Here is a 20,466-nt window from a genome sequence, read left to right as displayed (position 1 = left end):
AAGGAGAAGATATGCTAAATATCTATCGAAGCAGAGAATCGCTTGATAAGGAAAGCTTTATATACGGAAAGATAAAGGAGTCTCGCAAAGAGACTCTAGTTATCGTGCCTGACCAGTACACTCTAGTTGCCGAGCAGCAGGCCATGAGCCGCATGGATACTGATGTGCTTCTCGATGTTGAAATAAGCGCAATTTCAAAGTTTGGTAGCAATGTGCTCGAAGAGACGGGCAGAAGTCCGCACACGTATATCGACGAGTATGGAAGATATATGCTTTTATATAAGATTCTCTCAGAGCAGAAGGATAGGCTTGAGGTATTTGGCGGCGTTGTCCAAAAGCAGGGATTTTTGGAGTCCATTAATGACTTTATATCAAAGGCAAAGCAGGCAAATCTAGACATACAGACTGTAATAGATTCAATGGACGATGAAGCTTCTGAAGTCGATGAGCTGACTAGGAGAAAGCTATCTGATATTAAGCTAATATTTGATGAATACGAGGATAGCATAAGGGATAAATATACGGATGCAGAGGACCTTTTAAGGCTCTACACGGCTGGAATAGATATGGCTGAGAGCCTAAAGAGAAAGATAGTTTGGATCTATGGTTTTGATAGCTTTACTAATCGGAACCTAGAGATGCTTGCAGCTATAATTAGGCAGGCTGAGGATGTCAATATTTTCTTCACCTACGATGAGCACTGCAAGGACGAGGAAATTTTTGAGATAACCGGAAATATGAGTGATAGACTCATAGAGCTTTGCAAGGAATCTAATGTCGAGTTTAAGGTTCATAATCTCGGCAAGGACAGTCCTAATGCGAAGCTTTGCGAGAGATCGTCAGGAATTAAGGCTATAGAGAAGTCACTATTTTCGCCATTTAATGAAGAGGGTGCAGATGCTAGCGGCATAAAGATTGTCAGAGCCAATAATATCTACAGTGAGGCTGAATCTGCAGCTTCATTTGTTCTTGATTTGCTCGAGGATAAGAAGCTTAGATATAAGGATATTGTTGTAATTTGTAATGAAACAAAGCGTGCAGAGGTCCTCAAGCGAGTATTTCAGGAGTACGGTATAGGAATCTTTACAGACAAGAAGAGAGCTATTGCTTCATCACCGATAGCGGTCTTTGTAGTATCTTTGATAGAAGCTGTAAGCAGTAGTATGAGAACGCTAGATGTTTTCAGAGTTATAAAGACAGGCTTTATTGGAATAGATGAAGAGGATGTTGATTTCATAGAAAACTATGCCATAAAGTACAAAGTGCGTGGAAACCAGTGGTTTTCGCCGTTTACAAAGGGTGCTTTTGAATACGGAGAAGACGGACTTGCAAGGCTTAATGAGATTAGAGAGCAGATTGCAGGGGTGTTCGATGGCTTTAAGAAAATATATAAGAGCAGTAAGACAAACAAGGAGTTCATCGAGGCCTATGTTGACTTTTTGATAAATAAGGCGGAGATTGGATCCCGTATAGATGAGCTTGTCGAAAGCCTCAGCTCGCACTCCATGCAGAGCAAGGCTGATGAGACTACACAGACCTGGCCTATGTTAATTTCTGCATTTGAGCAGATTATTGAGCTCATGGGTAATGAGAGATTCAGTGGCAAGACATTTGCGGCTATTTTGACAGCAGGGCTTTTACAGATGGAGGTAGGTGTTGTACCTCCTGTTTCAGATGAAATTTTGCTCGGAACTATGCAGAGAACAAGGTGTGGCGATGTTAAGGCCATGCTGATATTTGGCGCTAACGAGGGCATATTACCACTAGAAGCTAATGAGAGCCAGCTTTTCAGCGATAGCGAGCTTAAGCATATAACCTGCGCTGCGGAAATAAAAAATAGCAGTGAGGACGTGCGCCAGATGGAGGAGACTCTTGCAATCTATAGAAACTTCTCCAAGCCTGAGGAATATCTTTGGGTCGGTTACTCAATGGCAGATGCCGATGGTGCAGAGATAAGAAGGTCAGAAATCATAGAACGCCTATTAACGATGTTCCCAGAAATTAGGGAAGAAGAGGATGTTGTTACCAGTGGAAGGCTAGTTTCAATTCTAGGTGGAAAGACAAATACGGTAAGGCATTTTACGGAGGCACTTAAGGATTTTAAGTACGAGGGTAAGATCGATAGTAGGTGGAGTCTCGTTTCTGAGTGGCTAAGGCAAAATGAAGAAGAACTATATAAGCGTATCGAAGAAGGACTTGAATTTGAGAATGTGCAGAGCAAGCTTCCTGCTGAGATTGTAGAAAGACTATATAGCGAGCGCAGAAATGATGAGATTACGAGCTTTGATGTATCAGCTGCAAGCTACTCACTCAGTCCTTCTCGCATAGAAAAATTCAGCAAGTGTCCGTTCTCGCATTTTGTTAGCTATGGTCTAAGACCCGAGGAAAGGCGCGAATTTGCAGTATCTGCACGAGAAATCGGAGACCTATATCACGAGACGATAATGCATGTAACAAAGCACCTAAGTGACGAGGACTGCTGGCAGGCGATAGGAAATGTCGAGCTTAGGGATCTTGTATATAACTACATAGAGACTGTGTCTCACAAGTATAGAGAAGGCATCTTTGAGAACTCAAATCGCGAAAAATACTGGCTAGAGAGAGCAAAAACCGCTTGCTTTGAGGTGTGCAAGCAGCTTGTTGAGCAAGCTAGAGTCGGAAAGATAGAAAAGAGTTACTACGAAGAACGCTTCGGCAGGCGTGGACAGTTCCCGCCAATTGAGGTTGAAACTGAGGCTGGCAAGGTGTTTATAGAGGGCAAAATAGACCGCGTTGACCTTCTTCCGGGAAACCGCGTAAAGATTATAGACTATAAGACGGGGCGCGAGAGCTTTGATAAGACTGAGGCGAGAACAGGATATAGACTTCAGCTAATGCTTTACCTTGCAGCTGCGCAGGGCAAGAGTAGAAAGCCAGCAGGAGTATTCTATTTCTTAATATCAGACCCTAAAATAGATATTAGCGGACAGAGACCTTCAGGTATTAATGAGATGATATCAAAGGAGCTCAAGGGTGAGTTTAAGCTCAAGGGAATCCTCGTCGACGAACCAGAGGTTATCAAGAACATAGCAGGTGAGTTTGAGGAAAGCTCCGAAGTCATTGCTCTATCAAAGAAGAAGGATGGAGAGTTCAGGAAGACCGAGGCTCTTTTAAGTGAAGCTGAATTTGAGGAGCTGCAAGGTCAGGTTAAGGCCGTAACTGATAAGCTATGCGAGGATTTGGTAGGTGGAAATATCGACATAAGGCCGAAGAAATCCGGAGAAGAGATTCCGTGTACATATTGCGAATATCGTGGAATTTGTAGATTCGATTTAGCATTTGACGGATGCTCGTATGATGTAGTAAAATAATTAAGGTAATGTGGCAAATCGCTAATTTCAACGGCTTGCCATATTCCTTTTATATGCTTCCGTGGCTCAGTTGGTAGAGCAGCGCATTCGTAACGCGCAGGTCAGCGGTTCGATCCCGCTCGGGAGCTCCAAAGGAAAAAGCCTTGCATACCTATTTAGGCGTGCAAGGCTTTAGTGCTTGTTGTATGAAATCTAAACAGGAGAAGGTAAATGGAAATAAAGGAAATAAGAGCACTTACGGGACTTTCACAAGCAAACTTCGGAAAGAAGTACAATATTCCAGTGAGAACTATTCAGGATTGGGAAACAGAGAAAAGAAATCCACCAGCATACGTTGTTGAGCTACTAGAATTTAGAGTCAGATACGACATTGAGCAAGAGCAAATACAGCATTAATATAAAACGGCTGAGTGCAATGAAAATCGTTGCATTCAGCCGTTTGTTTTGATTAAAATCCTAATTATAAAACTTCTTTAGCTATAAGCGCATCAAATTTACGAACATCACAATTCTTGCTTAGTTTAACTTTGATATGTCCAGCTTTAGTCCAAAGTTCAACTTCAGCGTTTAAATCTAATAGCTTTCCTGCGTTTTCAGTAGACCACATCACAATCGAGGAGTATGGCAAAGAGTAAATCTCGATTTTCTTACCAGTTAGTCCTTGCGCATCTTTAACGATGAGTCGTTTGTTAGTAAATACTGCAACGTCTCTCATTGTCTTATATGCTGCGACGGCGTTTTCTCCATCAACGAGCATGTTATTGATATCTCCTGGGATAGGGCATTCAGATATGAATGTCCACGTTAAAGCTTGTGTTAATTCTGTTGCCATTTCTATATTCCTTTCTTTAAAGTAAATATAACAAACATTACATTTGAAACCAAAGTTTTACTTGCAATACAAAACAAGTATCTAATTCTCAACTATTGAGGTAAGTTGGAAACTGCATAATCAGCCTCTTCTTCCGTGAACTTTTCGCCGTACTCAGATGTAAGCTGCTCTCTTATTGCTTCAGTAGACATATTCAAGTTTTTCTGATAATCTTTTGCTTTTTCGAGAGCGTTTTTATTATAATCAGCGTTTAAATTATCGATAGCATATTGTGCTGCTTCTTCAGGGAATTTCTCTCCATACTCGGATGTAAGCTGATCGTAGATCCCCTGCTTTGACATATGCATAAAATCAGAATAAGATTTTGCTTTTGCGAGTGCTGATTTATATTCTGTTGGGACAGATGGTGTTGAAGGAGTAGCGGGTTTAGAACTCTCTTTCTTCTGCGATGAATCTGACTCACTAGCCTTTTCCTTTTTAGTGTTATCAGAAGTGCCGCTATTATACGAAAGTCGATTGGTTCCATGGTCGTCTCCTCCTGCTCCAAGCACACCTACACACACACCAGCAAAGAACACCACTACCAAGATAACTACATACAGCCATTTCTTTTCCATTATATTTTTCATATATATATCCTTTCTTAATAAAATATAACTGGCGAAAATAAACCCTTAATCCCCTAAATTTAAACAATAATAATCTTTGCCTAACATAGTTTTGAACGTTCCAAATTGAGTATAGAGGATATTTAATTTAAAAACAACATATTTTTTCAAAAATTAAAAAAACGGCGAGCAAACACGATGAAATGATAAACCTCTTTCAAGATGTAGTTTGACGAAAAGAATATCCTGGCAAAATAGTGATTTGTAAAGAAAACTGAGGTAGAATAAGAGTGAGTTTTATACAAGAAAACCTAAGGAGTTTAGAAATATGTATATTAATGAATATGAGTTGGCATATGATATAGCATTAAAGGCTCACAAGGGACAAAAAGATAAAGGCGGAGAAGATTACTTTAAGCATCCACTCGCTGTGTCAAACAAGTTGTCTGGGGAAAAAGATAAAATCGTTGCATTATTACATGATGTTATAGAGGATACGGATGTCACTGTGAACGATTTGAGAGAAGCAGGATTCTCAGATGAAGTTGTTTTGGCTGTATCAACAATTACAAAGAAGGCCGAGGAAGATTACGAGGAATATTTGGATAGAGTAAAACAAAATCCCATTGCCTTAAGAGTAAAGATAGCGGATATGGAGCATAATTCCGATATAAGCAGAATAAAAAATCCAACAGAAAAAGATCTGAAACGATTAGAAAAATATAAGATTAGATTAATGGAACTCAGAGAGGCTTTAGAGACAGATAGATAAAGGTGTAACATGGACAAAAAAGCAAAGAAAATACTATTTAACAGATATTGGGCCAGCGGGTGGAAGCCACAAAATGAGATATACACATCGCCAGAGGACTTTGCTTATGCAAAGGAAAAAGGTCTTATGTTTGATCCTATTACAATATCACATAATGATTGCATCAAAAGAATCGTTAAGCTAGCAAATACGATTAGTATTGAAAAGGTCGTGAAAGCCTTTTTATGTAGCCTGTCTACAAGGAGGCTGGACTGGCGAAGTGCAGCAGCATCCTACTATCTTGCAAAGCTTTTTAAAGAACACAAGTATACCCCTGTTGAGTCTGGACGTTTTCTCGAAAATGGGAAAGTGACGCGTGTGAGTTATACTTGCAGGGTTTGTCGTGATGTCAAGTACGGGGTCATAGGGCAAGAAAAATATACAAATGAAGATCTCAACATCCTAAATTTCGAAAGGATAAAATGGGGCGGTGTTCGTCAAGGAAACTTAGTGTATATTCTTTTTGATCTAGAGCGATTTGCTGAAGAGGACATTCCGGAACCAACGGCAGAAGATGTCGAAATCTTAAAGGCCATACTCGATGCTGTATCAAGCTGTGAGGATAATGACCATCCGGGAGCGCTCAGAAATAAGCTTGCAGAAGTTTCTATTCTTAAGGCCAATAAAGACGAGAGAAGCGTCATAATAGAGATATTAGCATGTATAGGAATCCTTGCTCCTAAGTCATATGACAGGGGAGAGCCATCAAAGCACGACTGGACATATGCAACATACTGGCGAGGTGCAGATGGATACGACAAGGAATTAGTAGAAAAATATTTTGGGAAATACCTAAAATAACAAAGTAAAACCCTGCGCTCGCACAGGGTTTGTCCTATAGCCCACAAAATATGTATGCTTAATCTTCCATTGCTTAAGCCTTATAGTTAGTTATTGTCCCAATTATAATCCTCATCTGATTGTGTGTCCTCGTCTTCATATGGATCATTATTTTGGTTTTCGTTTTGGTTGTATTCGCGAATATTTTCAATCTGAGTGCCGTTATAGTTTTCACATAATCTTGATATACTATAAGCGGAACTGAAGAAAAAAAGTACTCTAATAACAAGCGAAAAAATAACGATTGCAATAAAAATGTAAAGGATTGTAGTTATTGTCTTTATGTTCTTATCAATACGACGCTGATGTTTTACGGTTTCAACGAGTAAGGTGTGTGTATCGGCATTTTCTAAGTAAGCATCACCAGAAGTAATGTTATCTGCTCTATTGTATTTTTCAGGGTTTTGAGAGACTGATTTAATAATCTCTGCCATGTGTGCAGCATCCGTAGGTGTATTAAAGTAAAAGCTTCGAGTTACTCCGTTATGGGATAGAGTTAGCTCTGTACCAGACCACTTAATATCTGTAAGGTTGGCATAGCTAAGGTTTTCTGAACTAGAAGCGCAGGATAAATTGCCAAATTCCCATTCATTTCCAAGCGTATCTTTTGCAATTATGATGTTATTAGCATACATATAGAATCACCTCTCTAAAATAAAAAAGTTACTAAACCGACTCTTAATCTTATCTACATTCCAAATAGTACAATAATTAATCTCAAAGGTCAATCCCCCAGAGTAACTGCATCTAAGCTATTTTGATTCCTTATAGAATTTTTCCCTGCCACAATGTTTTATGATGCAATAAATATGTTATAATTCCTATTCGGAGGGGAATCAATATGTGTAGAGGAGGCAGTATGATACAGAACGAGAAAAAAGAACATATTTTGATGCTGCTTCGCAAATTACAGACAGATCGAACTCTCGAAAAGGCTGAGTTTGTCGAGCTCATTAAGAATAGGGCACTGATAGAGGACGAGCTTTTTCAGATATCGAAGGAAATACATGTAGAAAACTTCCACCGCAAGGTGTATGTGCGAGGGCTCATAGAAATCTCAAGCTATTGCGGAAACGACTGCTACTACTGTGGCATCCGAAGGTCAAATCGCAATGCGAAGAGGTACAGGCTTAGAGCAGAGGAAATCTATGAACAGGTTAGATTTGGGACCAAGCTAGGGTTTAAGAGCTTTGTTTTACAGGGCGGTGAGGATCCTGGATTTTCAGATAAGACTCTCATAGAGGTTATCAAAGAAATCAAGAGGATTAACCCACAGACTGCGATAACGCTTTCGGTTGGAGAAAAGCCTTTTGAGACGCTAAAGGCATACAAGGAGGCAGGTGCAGACAGATTCCTTCTCAGGCATGAAACGAGGGACAAGGAGCACTACTACAAGTTACACCCAAGAGATATGGATCAGGATTTCAGATTACATATGCTAGAGGACCTAAAGGAGCTAGGGTTTCAGACGGGCTCGGGCATAATGGTAGGAAGTCCGTATCAGACGGAGGAAAACCTCGCAGAGGATCTTTTGTTTTTGCGAAAGCTAAATCCAGAGATGATAGGCATAGGGCCATTTGTTCCAGCTAGCGGAACGCCATTCGAGAACGAGGCGAGCGGATCAGCTGAGCTTACGGTCTTTATTTTGGCGATTTTGAGGGTAATGTTTCCACATGCAAATCTTCCAGCGACTACTTCGCTTGCAACGCTATCAAAGACGGCTCGAGACAGAGCGATAGAGGTTGCAGCAAACGTGTATATGCCAAACCTAACACCGACATATAGACGAAGAGAATACAATTTATATAATGATAAAGCTTGTTTTGAGGTTGAGGCGGCAGAAAACCTGAAGCAGCTAGGTGAAATATTTGAAAGCATCGGCTCAGAGCTGGTGATGGACAGGGGTGACTATAGTGAATGAAATAAAGAATGAAAAAGCCATAAAATACGATGTAAAGAGCAGTAAGGCGGAGGAATTTATTAACGACGCTGAGATTCTGGCATCGATAGAATATGGAAGAGAAAATAAGGATAATATTGAGCTTCAGAGAGAGCTCTTGGAGAAAGCTAGGAACCTGAGGGGACTTACACATAGAGAAGCGTCTGTGCTTCTACACAGTGAAAACGAAGAAATAATAGCTGAGATGAAGCAGATTGCAAGGGAGCTTAAGACTCGCTTCTACGGAAATAGAATCGTACTGTTCGCACCGCTTTATCTATCAAATTACTGCGTAAACGGATGCGTATACTGTCCATACCATGCTAAGAATAAGAACATACCTAGACTTAAGCTGACACAGGATGAGATTCGTGCAGAGGTTATCGCACTTCAGGATATGGGACATAAGAGAATCGCGCTTGAGCTTGGCGAGGATCCGATAAACAATCCACTAGAGTACGTTATTGAAAGCATCAAAACTATCTATGATACAAAGCATAGAAACGGCTCAATTAGAAGAGTAAATGTAAACATCGCAGCAACTGATGTTGAAAGCTATCGCAAGCTAAAGGAAGTAGGCATCGGTACATATATCCTATTCCAGGAAACATATAACAAGGAAAACTACGAGCGTCAGCATCCGACAGGACCAAAGGCGAACTACGCTTACCATACAGAGGCTATGGATAGAGCCATGGACGGCGGTATAGATGATGTAGGACTTGGAGTTCTATACGGACTAGAGAGCTATCACTATGAGCTCGTAGGACTTTTGATGCACGCAGAGCACCTAGAGGCAAAGTATGGCGTTGGACCACATACGATTTCAATGCCAAGAATCTGTCCAGCAGATGACATCGATACAAATGAGTTTACAAATGCACTTGACGATGAGATTTTCGAGAAGCTAATTGCGCTAATAAGAATTTCAGTTCCTTACACAGGAATGATTATATCGACAAGAGAAGGTGTCGAAATGAGACGTAAGGCTTTGGAGCTTGGCATTAGTCAGATTTCTGGAGGATCAAAGACTGCTGTCGGAGGCTATATCAAAGATATAGAGGAAGAATCCGCACAATTTGATATTTCAGATACAAGGCCACTAGATGACGTTATAGACTGGCTACTTGAGCTAGGACATGTTCCAAGCTTCTGCACAGCCTGCTATAGAGAAGGAAGAACTGGAGACAGGTTCATGAGCCTTCTAAAGAGTGGACAGATAGTAAACTGCTGTCATCCGAACGCTTTGATAACCCTAAAGGAATACATCGAAGACTACGGTGACGAAGAGATAAAGGCAAAGGGAAATCAGGTCATCGAAGAATCAATGAAGACCATAACAAACCCTGCTGTTATTGAAAAGACAAGGAAATTCCTAAAGAAGATTGAAGATGGAGAAAGAGATTTTAGATTTTAAGAGCGAGGGCGTTGCCAAGGCAAATCGCGTTCACATAGGAATATTCGGGGATACGAACTCCGGAAAATCCACACTTCTGAACCTTCTCAGCGGTCAAAGCGTGTCGCTTGTCTCAGAGGTCAGAGGAACTACCACAGACCCAGTATATAAAGCGATGGAAATTCAGGGCGTTGGAGCATCGACACTCATAGATACGGCTGGTTTTGAGGACGATAGTGAGCTCGGAGCACAGAGAATGCAGCGCACGAGCAAGGTTTTAGATGAGTGCGACATATATATCTACGTTGAAAGGGGCGAAAAAAACAAGAGACTTCTCTCGGCTCTAATGGCAAGGGAAAAGCCTTTAATCAAGGTTTTTAATGGTTCGCAATTAGGCGATGCGTCTGCAAATACAGAGCTTCCAGAGGGATATATTGCCTTTGATAAGGATGCAGTCCTAGAAGCTATAAGAGAGGCAGCAAAGGATGTCAGCGGAGATAGACCTCTGCTAGAGGGACTTCTTTCTGGGGGCGAATCCGTTTTGCTCGTCATGCCACAGGATATTCAGGCACCAAAGGGAAGACTTATTCTTCCGCAGGTGCAGACAATGAGGGCGCTTCTCGATTTGGGCTGCAGTATTACATCTTGTAAGACTGAAGACATGAAGAGAACTTTAGACCTGCTAAAAGAACCTCCAGCTCTCATAATCACGGACTCCCAGGTGTTTGCAGAGGTTTACGCGCTTAAGCCTGAGGAATCAAACATAACATCATTTTCCATTTTGATGGCAAGATCAAAAGGAGATATCGAGGAGCTAGTCAAGGGTGCTGCCGCAATTGACGCCCTTAATGAGAACTCAAGGGTTTTGATTTCAGAGGCCTGTACGCATGCGCCGCTCGAAGAGGACATAGGCAGGGTGAAGATTCCTGCTTTGCTGAGAAAGAAATACGGTAATATGAGCATAGATTTCTCTAGAGGACTGGATTTTCCTGAAGAGCTAGATTACGACCTCATAATCATGTGCGGAAGCTGTATGTTCAATAGAGCTCATGTTTTGAACCGCATAGAAAAGGCAAGGGCTGCCGGGGTTCCAGTTACGAACTACGGCGTGACAATCTCAAAGCTAAAAGGCATTATCGACAAGGTCGAGCTTTGATGGATAGAATCAGAGAATGTTCAAATCTGCAAGAAATCACCTGTCTAGGTTTGAAGTTTTGACAATTTTGTGGTAAAATATTTGGGTATGAATTCAACTAACATTTGATGGGAGGAATCAAAGTGAATATTTTTGATAAGTTAATCGACAAGCTAAAGGAAACACCTCGCACAATCGTGCTTCCAGACGGACCAGACAAGAGAGTTATGGATGCAGCAGAGAAGCTAACAAAGCAGAACATCCTAAAGGTTATCCTAGTGGGAACTCAGGCTGAATTTGATGAGGCAGCAAAGGCTCACGGATACGACCTTTCAGGCTGCGAAATCCTAGATCCTAAGAACTATGCAGAGATGGATGCAATGGTTGCTACTATGGTAGAGCTTCGTAAGGGCAAGCTTTCAGAGGATGAAGCGCGCGAAATGCTAAGCCACGGAAACTACTTTGGAACTATGCTAGTTAAGATGGGTAAGGCAGATTGCCTTCTCGGAGGAGCTACATATTCAACAGCTGACACTGTAAGACCAGCCCTTCAGCTGGTTAAGACAAAGCCAGGTGCACACCTTGTAAGCTCATGCTTTATCATGGTTCGCGGAGACGAGCGCCTAGCTATGGGTGACTGCGCAATCAACATCGATTATCAGGATACAGTTGACAAGGAAGGCAATGTAACATACACAGCAGCAGAGAAGCTAGCTGAGGTTGCAGTTGAGACAGCAAGAACTGCTCAGATATTTGACATCGACCCTAAGGTTGCAATCCTAAGTTTCTCAACAAAGGGCTCAGGAAAGGGCGGCACTGTTAAGCTTTCACACGACGCTACAATCAAGGCTCAGGAAATGGCTCCGGAGCTAGCTATCGACGGTGAGCTACAGTTTGACGCAGCAGTATCACCAGTTGTTGCAGAGACAAAGTGCAAGGGATCAAAGGTTGCAGGTCAGGCTAACACATTCATATTCCCTTCAATCGAAGCAGGAAACATCGGCTACAAGATTGCTCAGAGACTTGGCGGATTCGACGCATATGGCCCAATTCTTCAGGGTCTAAATGCTCCTATCAACGACCTATCACGCGGTTGCAATGCAGAGGAAATCTACACAATGTCAATCATCACAGCAGCGCTAGCGTAAGCTGAATATAGTAAAATCAAAACGCTACCGAAAGGTAGCGTTTCAGACTGTAGACAAAGCTCGTCCGAGAGACCTCGGTTCGGGCTTTTTCTATGTCATAAAACATATGAAATATCAGCAAATTGTGGTATAATATTAGTATAGAAAGGTTGGTATTTCAATGATTACAAAGAACAACAAACGACTTGATCAAATGCAAATAGTATCACTTGAATCATTAGTTCCTGAGGAACATTTACTTAGAAAAATCGACAAGGCTGTAGATTTTTCATTCATTTACGATTTAGTTGAGGAAAGATATTCACCTGATACGGGCAGACCAAGTCTTGATCCTGTAACATTGATTAAAATACCAATAATCCAATATATGTTTGGGATAAAAAGTATGAGGCAAACCATTAAAGATATTGAAGTTAATGTTGCGTACAGATGGTTTATTGGGCTTGACTTTAATGATTCAGTGCCTCATTTTAGTACATTTGGGAAGAATTACAAAAGAAGATTTGAAGGCACAGATTTGTTTGAGCAGATATTCGTAGAAATACTTCTTCAATGTATGAATCATAAATTAGTATGTACAGATGAAATATTTGTTGATGCAACTCACATAAAAGCAGCAGCAAACAGAAAGAAAGCAAAGAAAATATTAGTTGCGAAGAAGTCTGCAAGATTTTACGATGAGAAGCTAAAAAAGGAAATCAATGAAGATAGACAAGAACATGGCAAAAAGAACTTAAAATCCAAAGACGATGATGAGCATATAGATGGTGATGGGATTGAAGTAAAAGAGCAAAAGCAAAGCACAGTAGATCCTGAGAGCGGATGGTTCCATAAAGGTGAGCATAAAGAGGTATTTGCATACGCAATAGAGACAGCATGCGATAAACATGGGTGGATACTTGATTACACGGTACATCCGGGAAATGAACATGATAGTACAACATTTCCAAAGCTTTACAATAAACTAAAGAAATTTAATCCTACACATATTGTACTTGATGCAGGCTACAAAACTCCAGCAATAGCAAAGCTTCTGATAGACGATGGGATAACACCTGTAATGCCGTACAAAAGGACTTACAGTAAAAATGGATTCTTTAGTAAAAATGACTTTGTTTATGATGAGTATTACGATGAATATATATGTCCTGAGAATAAGATACTAAGGTATTCCACAACCAACAGAGAGGGATATAAGGAGTATAGGAGCAACAAGAAAATTTGCAAAGATTGTTCTTCTTTGTGGAAGTGTACTTCAAGCAAACAGAAACAGAAAATATTAACAAGACATATATGGAGTGAGTATATTGAGCAGTGTGAAGATATACGCTTAAGAAAAGGAATGAAAGAGCTCTATGCGTTAAGAAAAGAAACGATAGAGCGATGTTTTGGTACAGCAAAAGAGCATCATGGTATGAGATATACGCAGCAAAGGGGAAAAGATAAAATGCTGATGAAAGTCGGATTAACCTTTGCGTGTATGAATATGAAAAAGTTAGCGAGGATACTATGGAATAGAGAATCGCTTAAAACTATTATGAATCATTTTTTTAAACTAATTAGATACTCTGTATCAATAAGTTTAGTTTAACTAAAAAAGCCCGAAATCAACGAAGTTGATACGAGCTTTGTCTACAGTCTGAAACGCTACCGAAAGGTAGCGTTTTTTGGTGCATAAATTTGGTATTCCATTATATTTTTGTATCTTTATTATTATTGCGTAGTGCGTGCAATATAGCCATTCCATCGCTAACCTTAACATCATCAATTCCTAAACAAGCTGGGTATTTCATTGGAATAAGCGTGAAAAATAGTGCCCACAAATTGTAATTGCGCATCCAAACAATAGCATCATTTGAAACATATCCAAGTGGGTGTCTTTGTAAAATAAATAATAGAATAAGCAATATTGCTGTAAATATTGGTCCACCTGCACACATTAACAACTGACCTTTTTTGGTATTTAGTTCATGCTCAAATAAAAACGCACCACCAATAGGAATTGCATGATATCTTAGACGCTTAGTGCTAAAAAGCTCTTTTCCTGTACCAATTTGAATAATCCAGTCATTAGATTTAATTGTAATTTTATATCCTGATAAATGCCCAAGTTCATGAAAAAGAATTGAAAACATTGAAAACAGATACAATATAGCGGCACCCATAAGTATTTCAATAAATAGCATTTTAGTTCCTCAACTTTCAAATAAGATATGCATTTTTCAAAGCTTTGAATGTCTTATTATCTTTTAGCTAGACCTAATAAAATCATTCTACCTGATATTATATCATAGCTCCACAAAAAAACTTGATTTTTCTGAATATAGGGGATATTATCAAGTTAGATAGGTGGTGGTTCTATGAGTAGGAAGAAGCTTATTAAATACATATTACTATTTGTTGCTGGTTTTATTGTAGGGATGTCAATAAGATATCTATTCTAATATCTATTTAAAATAGAGTATAGAAAGGCGGTATAGCAATGAATACTTTAAAAAAACTTGATAAAATGTTTGGTAAGTATGTGGGGATTGCTTTTTCATTGTTACTTATATGGATATTTAAAAATGATCCAGGAAACTTAACATATCAAATCTTTTTTATGAGTCTTCTAGTGTCAGGATTTATATTTCGTGAATTAGTCGTGAAACATAAAAATAAAATCAATAAACCCTTATTGATATGCGTTATGACACCAAATTTCACAATTGTGATAACAGCGGTAATACTACAAATGCTGAATCCTACAAGCGAAGCTAATCAATATATGTATGCAACTAGGGTAATTGCGATAATACTGATAGTTACGCTTCCAATTAGCTATTGGATTCTATCTACGGAAATAGAAAAAGCGAGGTGAGTTATGGAAGAGGCGAAACATACTAGATTGATGAAATATGTAGGCTTTTTATATTCTATAACACTAATTCTATTCTTAATTTTCTCTAGGAATAAATTAGCCTATCTTAATTGGTTTTTCTCTATGGTTTCATTAGGTAACATTGTAGGTGAGTGGCGTAGACTAAGGAACAAACAGGTAGATAAAAAGCTGTTGATTGGGCTGATAATGATTGATATAGCTCTAGTTGTGCTGACTACTGCTGTGTATTTCTTAACAGTTACGCATCCTTCTAAAATATATAAAGTCGCAAATATAGCCGTGTCCATAATATTGATTATAAAATATCCAATTGTATATAATATTATTTATAAATAGAAAAAGATAGATGATAGCTTTGTTTTGTGCTATAATAAATCCCACTGATTGGATGTTGTCATGCAAAGTGGGATTTTTTGATTCTAAGATGCTTTGATGAACTAGTTAATCAAATAAATTAAAAGGATGGAAAGATATGGAGTCAATTCAGCTAAGAGAATTACACAGAAACACAGCAGAATATGCGGGCAAGGAAGTTACGGTTAGAGGTTGGGTGAGAACTAATCGAAATTCCAATAAATTTGGGTTTATCGAGCTGAATGATGGTAGCTTTTTCACACCTGTTCAGATAGTTTATGAGGCAGATAAGCTTGCTAATTTTGATGAGATAGGCAAGGCTAAGGTTTCAGCTGCGCTTTGCGTAAGGGGAAAACTAGAGCTTACTCCGGATGCGAAGCAACCGTTTGAGATTAAGGCTGAGGAGGTTTTGATAGAGGCGGACACTGATGCGGATTATCCACTTCAGAAGAAGCGTCATTCAGTAGAGTTTTTGCGTGAGATTGCGCATCTAAGACCAAGGAGCAACCTGTTCTCAGCGGTTTTCCGTGTTAGATCAATTGCGGCTTATGCTATTCATAAGTTCTTCCAGGATCAGAACTTTGTTTACACTCACACACCAATTATAACAGGTAGTGATGCTGAGGGTGCTGGCGAGATGTTCCAGATTACAACGCTTGATTTAGATAATATTCCAAGAACTGAAGAGGGTCAGATAGATTATAGTCAGGATTTCTTCGGAAAGCACACAGGGCTTACAGTAAGCGGACAGCTTGAGGGTGAGGCTTACGCTATGGCTTTCAGAAACATCTACACATTTGGACCTACATTCCGTGCTGAGAATTCAAACACAGCAAGACATGCTTCAGAGTTTTGGATGATAGAGCCTGAGATTGCTTTTGCTGATCTTGAGGATAACATGCAGCTTGCAGAGGCTATGGTTAAGTACATAATCAACTACGTGCTTGAGCATGCACCTGAGGAGATGGAGTTCTTTAACAAGTTTGTTGATAAGGGACTGCTGGAGCGTCTACATGGCATTGTTTCATCAGACTTTGGCAGGGTTACATATACTGAGGCTGTTGAACTTCTTCAGAAGTCAGGCAAGGAGTTCCAGTATCCAGTAGAGTGGGGAATCGACCTTCAGACAGAGCACGAGCGTTATTTGACAGAGGAGATTTTCAAGAAGCCGCTGTTCGTAACAGATTATCCTAAGGATATCAAGGCCTTCTACATGAGAGTAAACGACGACAACAAGACTGTTGCTGCTTGCGACCTTCTCGTTCCGGGCGTTGGCGAAATCATCGGCGGAAGCCAGAGAGAAGAACGTATCGATGTTCTAACAAGCCGAATGGAGGCTATGGGACTTGACGCTAAGGATTACAGCTGGTACCTAGATCTTCGTAAGTACGGTGGTGTTAAGCACGCTGGCTACGGACTTGGATTTGAGAGAATGGTAATGTATCTCACAGGTGTAAGCAACATCAGAGACGTAATCCCATTCCCAAGAACTCCTAAGAGTGCAGAGTTCTAGAGGCAAGTATACTCAGAGAAAATATATGAATTTATAGCTGCTTTATCAAAGCTAGATTGATGGCTTTGGTGGGGCAGTTTTTTAATTTTTGCATACTTTTAACTTGAATTTTGGGGTTACATTTTGATTTCAAATGTAATATAATTAGGAATCATATTATTACCTTTGAGCGGTCGGTTCAGACCGTGTATTTCCAGACGAGTTTTGATTAGTTTAATATATGCGATGAGTTTGTGTCAGAAAGGGAGGCGTAAGCCTAGGTTTTGATTTATGGCAAAGAGTAAAATTTTGATTGAAAGCGAAGCAATCGAGGAAAAGCTTACTGAAGAAGAGAGTGCTCCTGCACCTAAGAAGAGGGGAAGACCTCGCAAGGTCAAGCCTGAGGAGGCTGAGGAGACGCCTGCTGTAGAGGCTGAGGAGACTGCTTCCAAGGAAGGTAGTAGCGATTCTTTGGATGCTATTGAGCCGAAAATTGATGATATAGAGGCTTCCGATGCAGATGCCGAGCAAAAGCTTACAGCAAAGGAAATACGCGATTCTAGGCCAAGACCTGAGGTTTGCGGTATACTTGAAATTGCTGAGGACGGCTTTGGATTTTTGAGATTTAATAACTTCCTTACTAGCGACAAGGATATCTATGTTTCACCTACTCAGATCAGAAGATTTAATCTGAAGACGGGTGATAAAGTTTGCGGAATTTCAAGACTGCCAAATGATGGAGAAAGATTCGGTGCTCTGCTCTATGTTAAGACAGTAAACGATGAAGAGCCGGGAATTGCCATAAAGAGGCCGGACTTTGAGGATTTAACGCCTATATTCCCTCAGGAGAGGCTCACACTTGAGAGAACATCAAAGGACCTTTCTATGAGACTTATCGACCTGATTTCTCCTATAGGAAAGGGTCAGAGAGGACTTATTGTCGCACCGCCAAAGGCTGGTAAGACAACGCTTCTAAAGAGAATCGCAAATAGCATAGAGCAAAATCACCCCGACGTTGAGCTAATCGTATTCCTAGTTGATGAAAGACCTGAGGAAGTAACGGATATGAAACGTTCGCTTAGCAGCGGCGAGGTAATATATTCTACTTTTGATGAGAGACCTCAGCATCACGTCAAGGTTGCCGAGATGGTTCTAGCTAGAGCCAAGAGACTTGCTGAGCATAAGAAGGACGTAGTAATTTTGCTGGATAGTATCACTAGACTTGCAAGAGCATATAACCTTGTTGAGCCAACTTCAGGAAGGACACTCTCAGGTGGTCTTGATCCGAGTGCGCTTTACAAGCCTAAGAAGTTCTTTGGAGCTGCTCGTAATGTCGAGGAGGGCGGAAGCATCACAATACTTGCAACAGCTCTTGTTGAGACAGGTTCTAGAATGGACGATGTTATATACGAGGAATTCAAGGGTACAGGTAATATGGAGCTACATCTTGACCGTAAGCTTTCCGAGAAGAGGATTTTCCCTGCCTTTGACCTTAACAGATCCGGTACAAGGCGAGAGGATCTTTTGATGACTCAGGCTGAGCTTGAGGCAATTTGGACTATGAGAAGAGCTCTATCAAATGTAAATCCGCATGAGGTTTCAGAGATTATCATAGATAATCTTGCAAATACAACGAACAACAAGAACTTCATTCAGGTTATTAAGAAGATCCTGGGACAGGACCAGAAGAAATACATGTAAGGGGATTTAATGGATTTAAGTAAGATTTTTTTGAAGGATGCTTGCCCTACTTCTATTGGAGGACAGGCGGTAATGGGAGGCGTGATGATGCGCGGAACTGATCGCATGGCGATTGCGATGCGTGTTCCTGACGGCAGAATTCACATAAAGACTCAGCCGATAAAGCCTATCGGACGCTGGGCCAAGATTCCTATTGTCCGCGGAGTGGTTTCGTTTTTTAGCTCCATGGTAATAGGCATGAAGACTTTGATATATTCAGCTGATGTGCTTGAGGCATATACGATGGACGAGGAAGGCACTGAGGCTGCTGAGGAGGCAAAGCCTGGCAAACTAGAGTCGTGGCTAGTTAAACACTTCGGAGAAAAGGCTGTTTGGAACCTGATGATTTACGTCTCGGTTTTGATAGCAATCGCTGTGAGTGTGCTTGCTTTCGTGCTGTTTCCAACCGTGGTCGTAAACTTACTCGGTAAGGTGACAAAGAATCATATTTTGCTCAATCTCGCTGAGGGACTTTTGAGAATTTTGATGTTCATAGGATATATACTTTTGATAAGTAAGATGGAGGACATTCGCGTAACCTTTCAGTATCACGGCTCAGAGCACAAGACGATTCACTGCTTTGAGAATGGGCTTGAGCTTACACCTGAGAACGCGCAGAGCTTTTACACACTTCATCCGCGCTGTGGAACGAGCTTTTTGATGTTTGTCATGGTCATAAGTTTGATTTTGTTCTCTATGCTTGGGTGGCCTAATCTGCTGATGAGAATATTGTCGAGAATTGTCTTGATACCAGTTGTTGCAGGGCTTTCGTACGAGGTGCTCAAGTGGGCAGGAAGAAGCGATGGAACGCTTGTTAAGATGATGAGCATGCCAGGAATTCTGCTTCAGAAGCTGACAACAAAGGAGCCGACAAATGAGCAGCTAGAGGTTGCAATAGCTTCGATGAAGGCGGTTCTAGTACCAAAGGAAACACCTTATATTGAGGGAATTTGTGACAAGGACGCGAATTTGATTGAGGAAAGACATATAGAGCGAGAAGGAAATAAGGAATGAGTCTATTAGTCAAAGAAATGTTAACCATGGGTGAAAAGCAGCTCATGGACAGCGATATCGCAGATGCCACGCGTGATTGCAAAATTCTATACTGTTACATGATGGACATTCCATTTTCAAAAATCATCCTAGAATATCAGGAAGTACTTCAGGATAGACTTTGCGATAAGTATTTTGAGTTGATTGATAGACGAAGTAAGGGAGAGCCTGTTCAATACATCATGGGAAGCCAGGAATTCATGGGCCTTGAGTTCATAGTGAACGAAAACGTGCTCATTCCAAGGCAGGATACGGAGACGCTCGTTGAGGATGCGCTAGAGATAATAAATACGGGAACTCTTCGCGGGGAGGACATGGATGTAAAGCGCAAGGAATGGGATATACTTGATCTTTGTACAGGCAGCGGTGCTATAGGTGTTTCGCTAGCTAGAATTGCTAACAAGGTTAATGTAACTTGCTCTGATATCAGTGAAGGGGCAATCAAAGTAGCCAAGGAGAACGCGCAAAAGCACGGTGTTGCAAAATCCGTGAAGTTTGAGCAGGGCGATCTTTTTAAGCCTTTTTCAAAGCACTTCCGCAAGCAAAAGTTTGACATGATTATCTCTAACCCTCCGTACATCAAGTCTTCAGTAATCCCGACTCTGCAGAAAGAGGTCTGTGAACACGAGCCGCTTTCCGCACTTGATGGTGGAGAAAGCGGACTTGATTTCCATGAGAGAATTGTGAGCGGAGTAGGTGGTCACCTGCGAAAGGGCGGCGTTTTACTGCTCGAGATAGGTCATGATCAGGGCGAAGCTGTGAGCGGGCTTCTATCTAGAAACGGAGATTTCACATCGATAAGGGTGCTCAAGGATCTAGCAAATAGAGATAGAATTGTCTTTGCTAAGAAGTCAAAGTAGTAATGGATTGGCGGATTGGAGGATAAA

General features: G+C 40.7%; 19 protein-coding genes and 1 tRNA gene. 16 read left to right on the top strand and 4 right to left on the bottom strand.

Annotated features, from left to right (window positions below):
• Positions 1–11: 11 nt before the first annotated feature.
• The 3 genes from ADJ67_00215 (at position 12) to ADJ67_00205 (ending at position 3,746) form a co-directional block, all read left to right on the top strand.
• Positions 12–3,350, top strand: coding sequence for a hypothetical protein (locus ADJ67_00215; protein AKT46291.1), 3,339 nt, complete (start codon positions 12–14; stop codon positions 3,348–3,350).
• Positions 3,351–3,405: 55 nt separating this feature from the next.
• A tRNA-Thr gene (locus ADJ67_00210) sits at positions 3,406–3,481 on the top strand.
• A 79-nt stretch (positions 3,482–3,560) separates the two neighbouring features.
• Positions 3,561–3,746 (top strand): hypothetical protein, encoded by a 186-nt coding sequence (locus ADJ67_00205; protein AKT46290.1) that lies wholly within the window; start codon positions 3,561–3,563, stop codon positions 3,744–3,746.
• A gap of 64 nt (positions 3,747–3,810) precedes the next feature.
• Here ADJ67_00205 and ADJ67_00200 read toward each other — a convergent pair whose 3' ends face one another.
• Together ADJ67_00200 and ADJ67_00195 are read right to left on the bottom strand one after the other, a co-directional pair.
• Positions 3,811–4,182: a hypothetical protein gene (locus ADJ67_00200; GenBank protein AKT46289.1), complete on the bottom strand. Its 372-nt coding sequence runs from the start codon at positions 4,180–4,182 to the stop codon at positions 3,811–3,813.
• Between the two features lie 92 nt (positions 4,183–4,274).
• On the bottom strand, positions 4,275–4,811 hold the full coding sequence (locus tag ADJ67_00195) for a hypothetical protein (GenBank protein ID AKT46288.1): 537 nt from the start codon (positions 4,809–4,811) through the stop codon (positions 4,275–4,277).
• 307 nt (positions 4,812–5,118) lie between these two features.
• Here ADJ67_00195 and ADJ67_00190 point away from each other — a divergent pair, with 307 nt between their 5' ends.
• Both ADJ67_00190 and ADJ67_00185 read left to right on the top strand, forming a co-directional pair.
• Positions 5,119–5,562 carry a GTP pyrophosphokinase gene (locus tag ADJ67_00190; protein ID AKT46287.1) on the top strand — a complete coding sequence of 148 codons (444 nt, stop codon included), beginning with the start codon at positions 5,119–5,121 and terminating at the stop codon, positions 5,560–5,562.
• A 9-nt stretch (positions 5,563–5,571) separates the two neighbouring features.
• Positions 5,572–6,402: a hypothetical protein gene (locus ADJ67_00185; GenBank protein ID AKT46286.1), complete on the top strand. Its 831-nt coding sequence runs from the start codon at positions 5,572–5,574 to the stop codon at positions 6,400–6,402.
• 86 nt (positions 6,403–6,488) lie between these two features.
• Here ADJ67_00185 and ADJ67_00180 read toward each other — a convergent pair whose 3' ends face one another.
• A complete protein-coding gene (locus ADJ67_00180) occupies positions 6,489–7,076 on the bottom strand; it encodes a hypothetical protein (protein AKT46285.1) in 588 nt (195 codons plus the stop codon).
• A 224-nt stretch (positions 7,077–7,300) separates the two neighbouring features.
• Here ADJ67_00180 and ADJ67_00175 point away from each other — a divergent pair, with 224 nt between their 5' ends.
• The 5 genes from ADJ67_00175 to ADJ67_00155 all read left to right on the top strand — a co-directional run bounded on the left by ADJ67_00175 (position 7,301) and on the right by ADJ67_00155 (position 13,650).
• The gene (locus ADJ67_00175) at positions 7,301–8,362 is read left to right on the top strand and encodes a biotin synthase (GenBank protein AKT46284.1); all 1,062 of its coding nucleotides are present in this window, start codon (positions 7,301–7,303) and stop codon (positions 8,360–8,362) included.
• 1 nt (position 8,363) lies between these two features.
• A complete protein-coding gene (gene thiH / locus ADJ67_00170; protein ID AKT47600.1) occupies positions 8,364–9,797 on the top strand; it encodes a thiamine biosynthesis protein ThiH in 1,434 nt (477 codons plus the stop codon).
• Positions 9,772–10,932, top strand: coding sequence for a GTP-binding protein (locus ADJ67_00165; GenBank protein AKT46283.1), 1,161 nt, complete (start codon positions 9,772–9,774; stop codon positions 10,930–10,932). The genes thiH and ADJ67_00165 overlap by 26 nt, the downstream gene beginning before the upstream one ends.
• A gap of 122 nt (positions 10,933–11,054) precedes the next feature.
• Positions 11,055–12,059, top strand: coding sequence for a phosphate acetyltransferase (locus tag ADJ67_00160; protein ID AKT46282.1), 1,005 nt, complete (start codon positions 11,055–11,057; stop codon positions 12,057–12,059).
• Positions 12,060–12,219: 160 nt separating this feature from the next.
• A complete protein-coding gene (locus tag ADJ67_00155; GenBank protein AKT46281.1) occupies positions 12,220–13,650 on the top strand; it encodes a transposase in 1,431 nt (476 codons plus the stop codon).
• A 100-nt stretch (positions 13,651–13,750) separates the two neighbouring features.
• Here the strand turns inward: ADJ67_00155 and ADJ67_00150 are convergent, their stop codons facing one another.
• Positions 13,751–14,245: a hypothetical protein gene (locus tag ADJ67_00150; protein AKT46280.1), complete on the bottom strand. Its 495-nt coding sequence runs from the start codon at positions 14,243–14,245 to the stop codon at positions 13,751–13,753.
• Positions 14,246–14,541: 296 nt separating this feature from the next.
• Between ADJ67_00150 and ADJ67_00145 the strand changes: the two genes are divergently transcribed.
• The 6 genes from ADJ67_00145 (at position 14,542) to ADJ67_00120 (ending at position 20,439) form a co-directional block, all read left to right on the top strand.
• A complete protein-coding gene (locus tag ADJ67_00145; GenBank protein ID AKT46279.1) occupies positions 14,542–14,919 on the top strand; it encodes a hypothetical protein in 378 nt (125 codons plus the stop codon).
• Between the two features lie 3 nt (positions 14,920–14,922).
• Positions 14,923–15,276, top strand: a complete 354-nt coding sequence (locus tag ADJ67_00140) for a hypothetical protein (GenBank protein AKT46278.1) — start codon at positions 14,923–14,925, stop codon at positions 15,274–15,276.
• A gap of 136 nt (positions 15,277–15,412) precedes the next feature.
• Positions 15,413–16,807: an asparaginyl-tRNA synthetase gene (locus ADJ67_00135; GenBank protein ID AKT46277.1), complete on the top strand. Its 1,395-nt coding sequence runs from the start codon at positions 15,413–15,415 to the stop codon at positions 16,805–16,807.
• Positions 16,808–17,077: 270 nt separating this feature from the next.
• Positions 17,078–18,487, top strand: coding sequence for a transcription termination factor Rho (locus tag ADJ67_00130; protein ID AKT46276.1), 1,410 nt, complete (start codon positions 17,078–17,080; stop codon positions 18,485–18,487).
• A 9-nt stretch (positions 18,488–18,496) separates the two neighbouring features.
• Entirely contained in the window at positions 18,497–19,540 is a 1,044-nt protein-coding gene (locus ADJ67_00125; protein AKT46275.1) for a membrane protein, read from the top strand.
• A complete protein-coding gene (locus ADJ67_00120; GenBank protein ID AKT46274.1) occupies positions 19,537–20,439 on the top strand; it encodes a hypothetical protein in 903 nt (300 codons plus the stop codon). The genes ADJ67_00125 and ADJ67_00120 overlap by 4 nt, the downstream gene beginning before the upstream one ends.
• Positions 20,440–20,466: the final 27 nt, after the last annotated feature.

Origin of the sequence: Eubacterium sulci ATCC 35585 (genome assembly GCA_001189495.1) — a bacterium.
Lineage (GTDB): Bacteria > Bacillota > Clostridia > Peptostreptococcales > Anaerovoracaceae > Eubacterium_B > Eubacterium_B sulci.
Note: the sequence above shows the minus strand (reverse complement) of the source record. Positions and strands in the feature narration are given on the sequence as shown.

Excerpts from the sequence above, each read along its gene's own strand:
- ADJ67_00140 (AKT46278.1), top strand. The coding sequence starts at position 14,923 with ATGGAAGAGGCGAAACATACTAGATTGATGAAATATGTAGGCTTTTTA.
- ADJ67_00155 (AKT46281.1), top strand. The coding sequence starts at position 12,220 with ATGATTACAAAGAACAACAAACGACTTGATCAAATGCAAATAGTATCA.
- ADJ67_00180 (AKT46285.1), bottom strand. The coding sequence starts at position 7,076 with ATGTATGCTAATAACATCATAATTGCAAAAGATACGCTTGGAAATGAA.
- ADJ67_00125 (AKT46275.1), top strand. The coding sequence starts at position 18,497 with ATGGATTTAAGTAAGATTTTTTTGAAGGATGCTTGCCCTACTTCTATT.
- ADJ67_00195 (AKT46288.1), bottom strand. The coding sequence starts at position 4,811 with ATGAAAAATATAATGGAAAAGAAATGGCTGTATGTAGTTATCTTGGTA.
- ADJ67_00135 (AKT46277.1), top strand. The coding sequence starts at position 15,413 with ATGGAGTCAATTCAGCTAAGAGAATTACACAGAAACACAGCAGAATAT.
- ADJ67_00205 (AKT46290.1), top strand. The coding sequence starts at position 3,561 with ATGGAAATAAAGGAAATAAGAGCACTTACGGGACTTTCACAAGCAAAC.
- ADJ67_00130 (AKT46276.1), top strand. The coding sequence starts at position 17,078 with ATGGCAAAGAGTAAAATTTTGATTGAAAGCGAAGCAATCGAGGAAAAG.
- ADJ67_00150 (AKT46280.1), bottom strand. The coding sequence starts at position 14,245 with ATGCTATTTATTGAAATACTTATGGGTGCCGCTATATTGTATCTGTTT.
- ADJ67_00165 (AKT46283.1), top strand. The coding sequence starts at position 9,772 with ATGGAGAAAGAGATTTTAGATTTTAAGAGCGAGGGCGTTGCCAAGGCA.
- ADJ67_00185 (AKT46286.1), top strand. The coding sequence starts at position 5,572 with ATGGACAAAAAAGCAAAGAAAATACTATTTAACAGATATTGGGCCAGC.
- ADJ67_00145 (AKT46279.1), top strand. The coding sequence starts at position 14,542 with ATGAATACTTTAAAAAAACTTGATAAAATGTTTGGTAAGTATGTGGGG.
- ADJ67_00120 (AKT46274.1), top strand. The coding sequence starts at position 19,537 with ATGAGTCTATTAGTCAAAGAAATGTTAACCATGGGTGAAAAGCAGCTC.
- ADJ67_00175 (AKT46284.1), top strand. The coding sequence starts at position 7,301 with ATGATACAGAACGAGAAAAAAGAACATATTTTGATGCTGCTTCGCAAA.
- ADJ67_00215 (AKT46291.1), top strand. The coding sequence starts at position 12 with ATGCTAAATATCTATCGAAGCAGAGAATCGCTTGATAAGGAAAGCTTT.
- ADJ67_00190 (AKT46287.1), top strand. The coding sequence starts at position 5,119 with ATGTATATTAATGAATATGAGTTGGCATATGATATAGCATTAAAGGCT.
- ADJ67_00200 (AKT46289.1), bottom strand. The coding sequence starts at position 4,182 with ATGGCAACAGAATTAACACAAGCTTTAACGTGGACATTCATATCTGAA.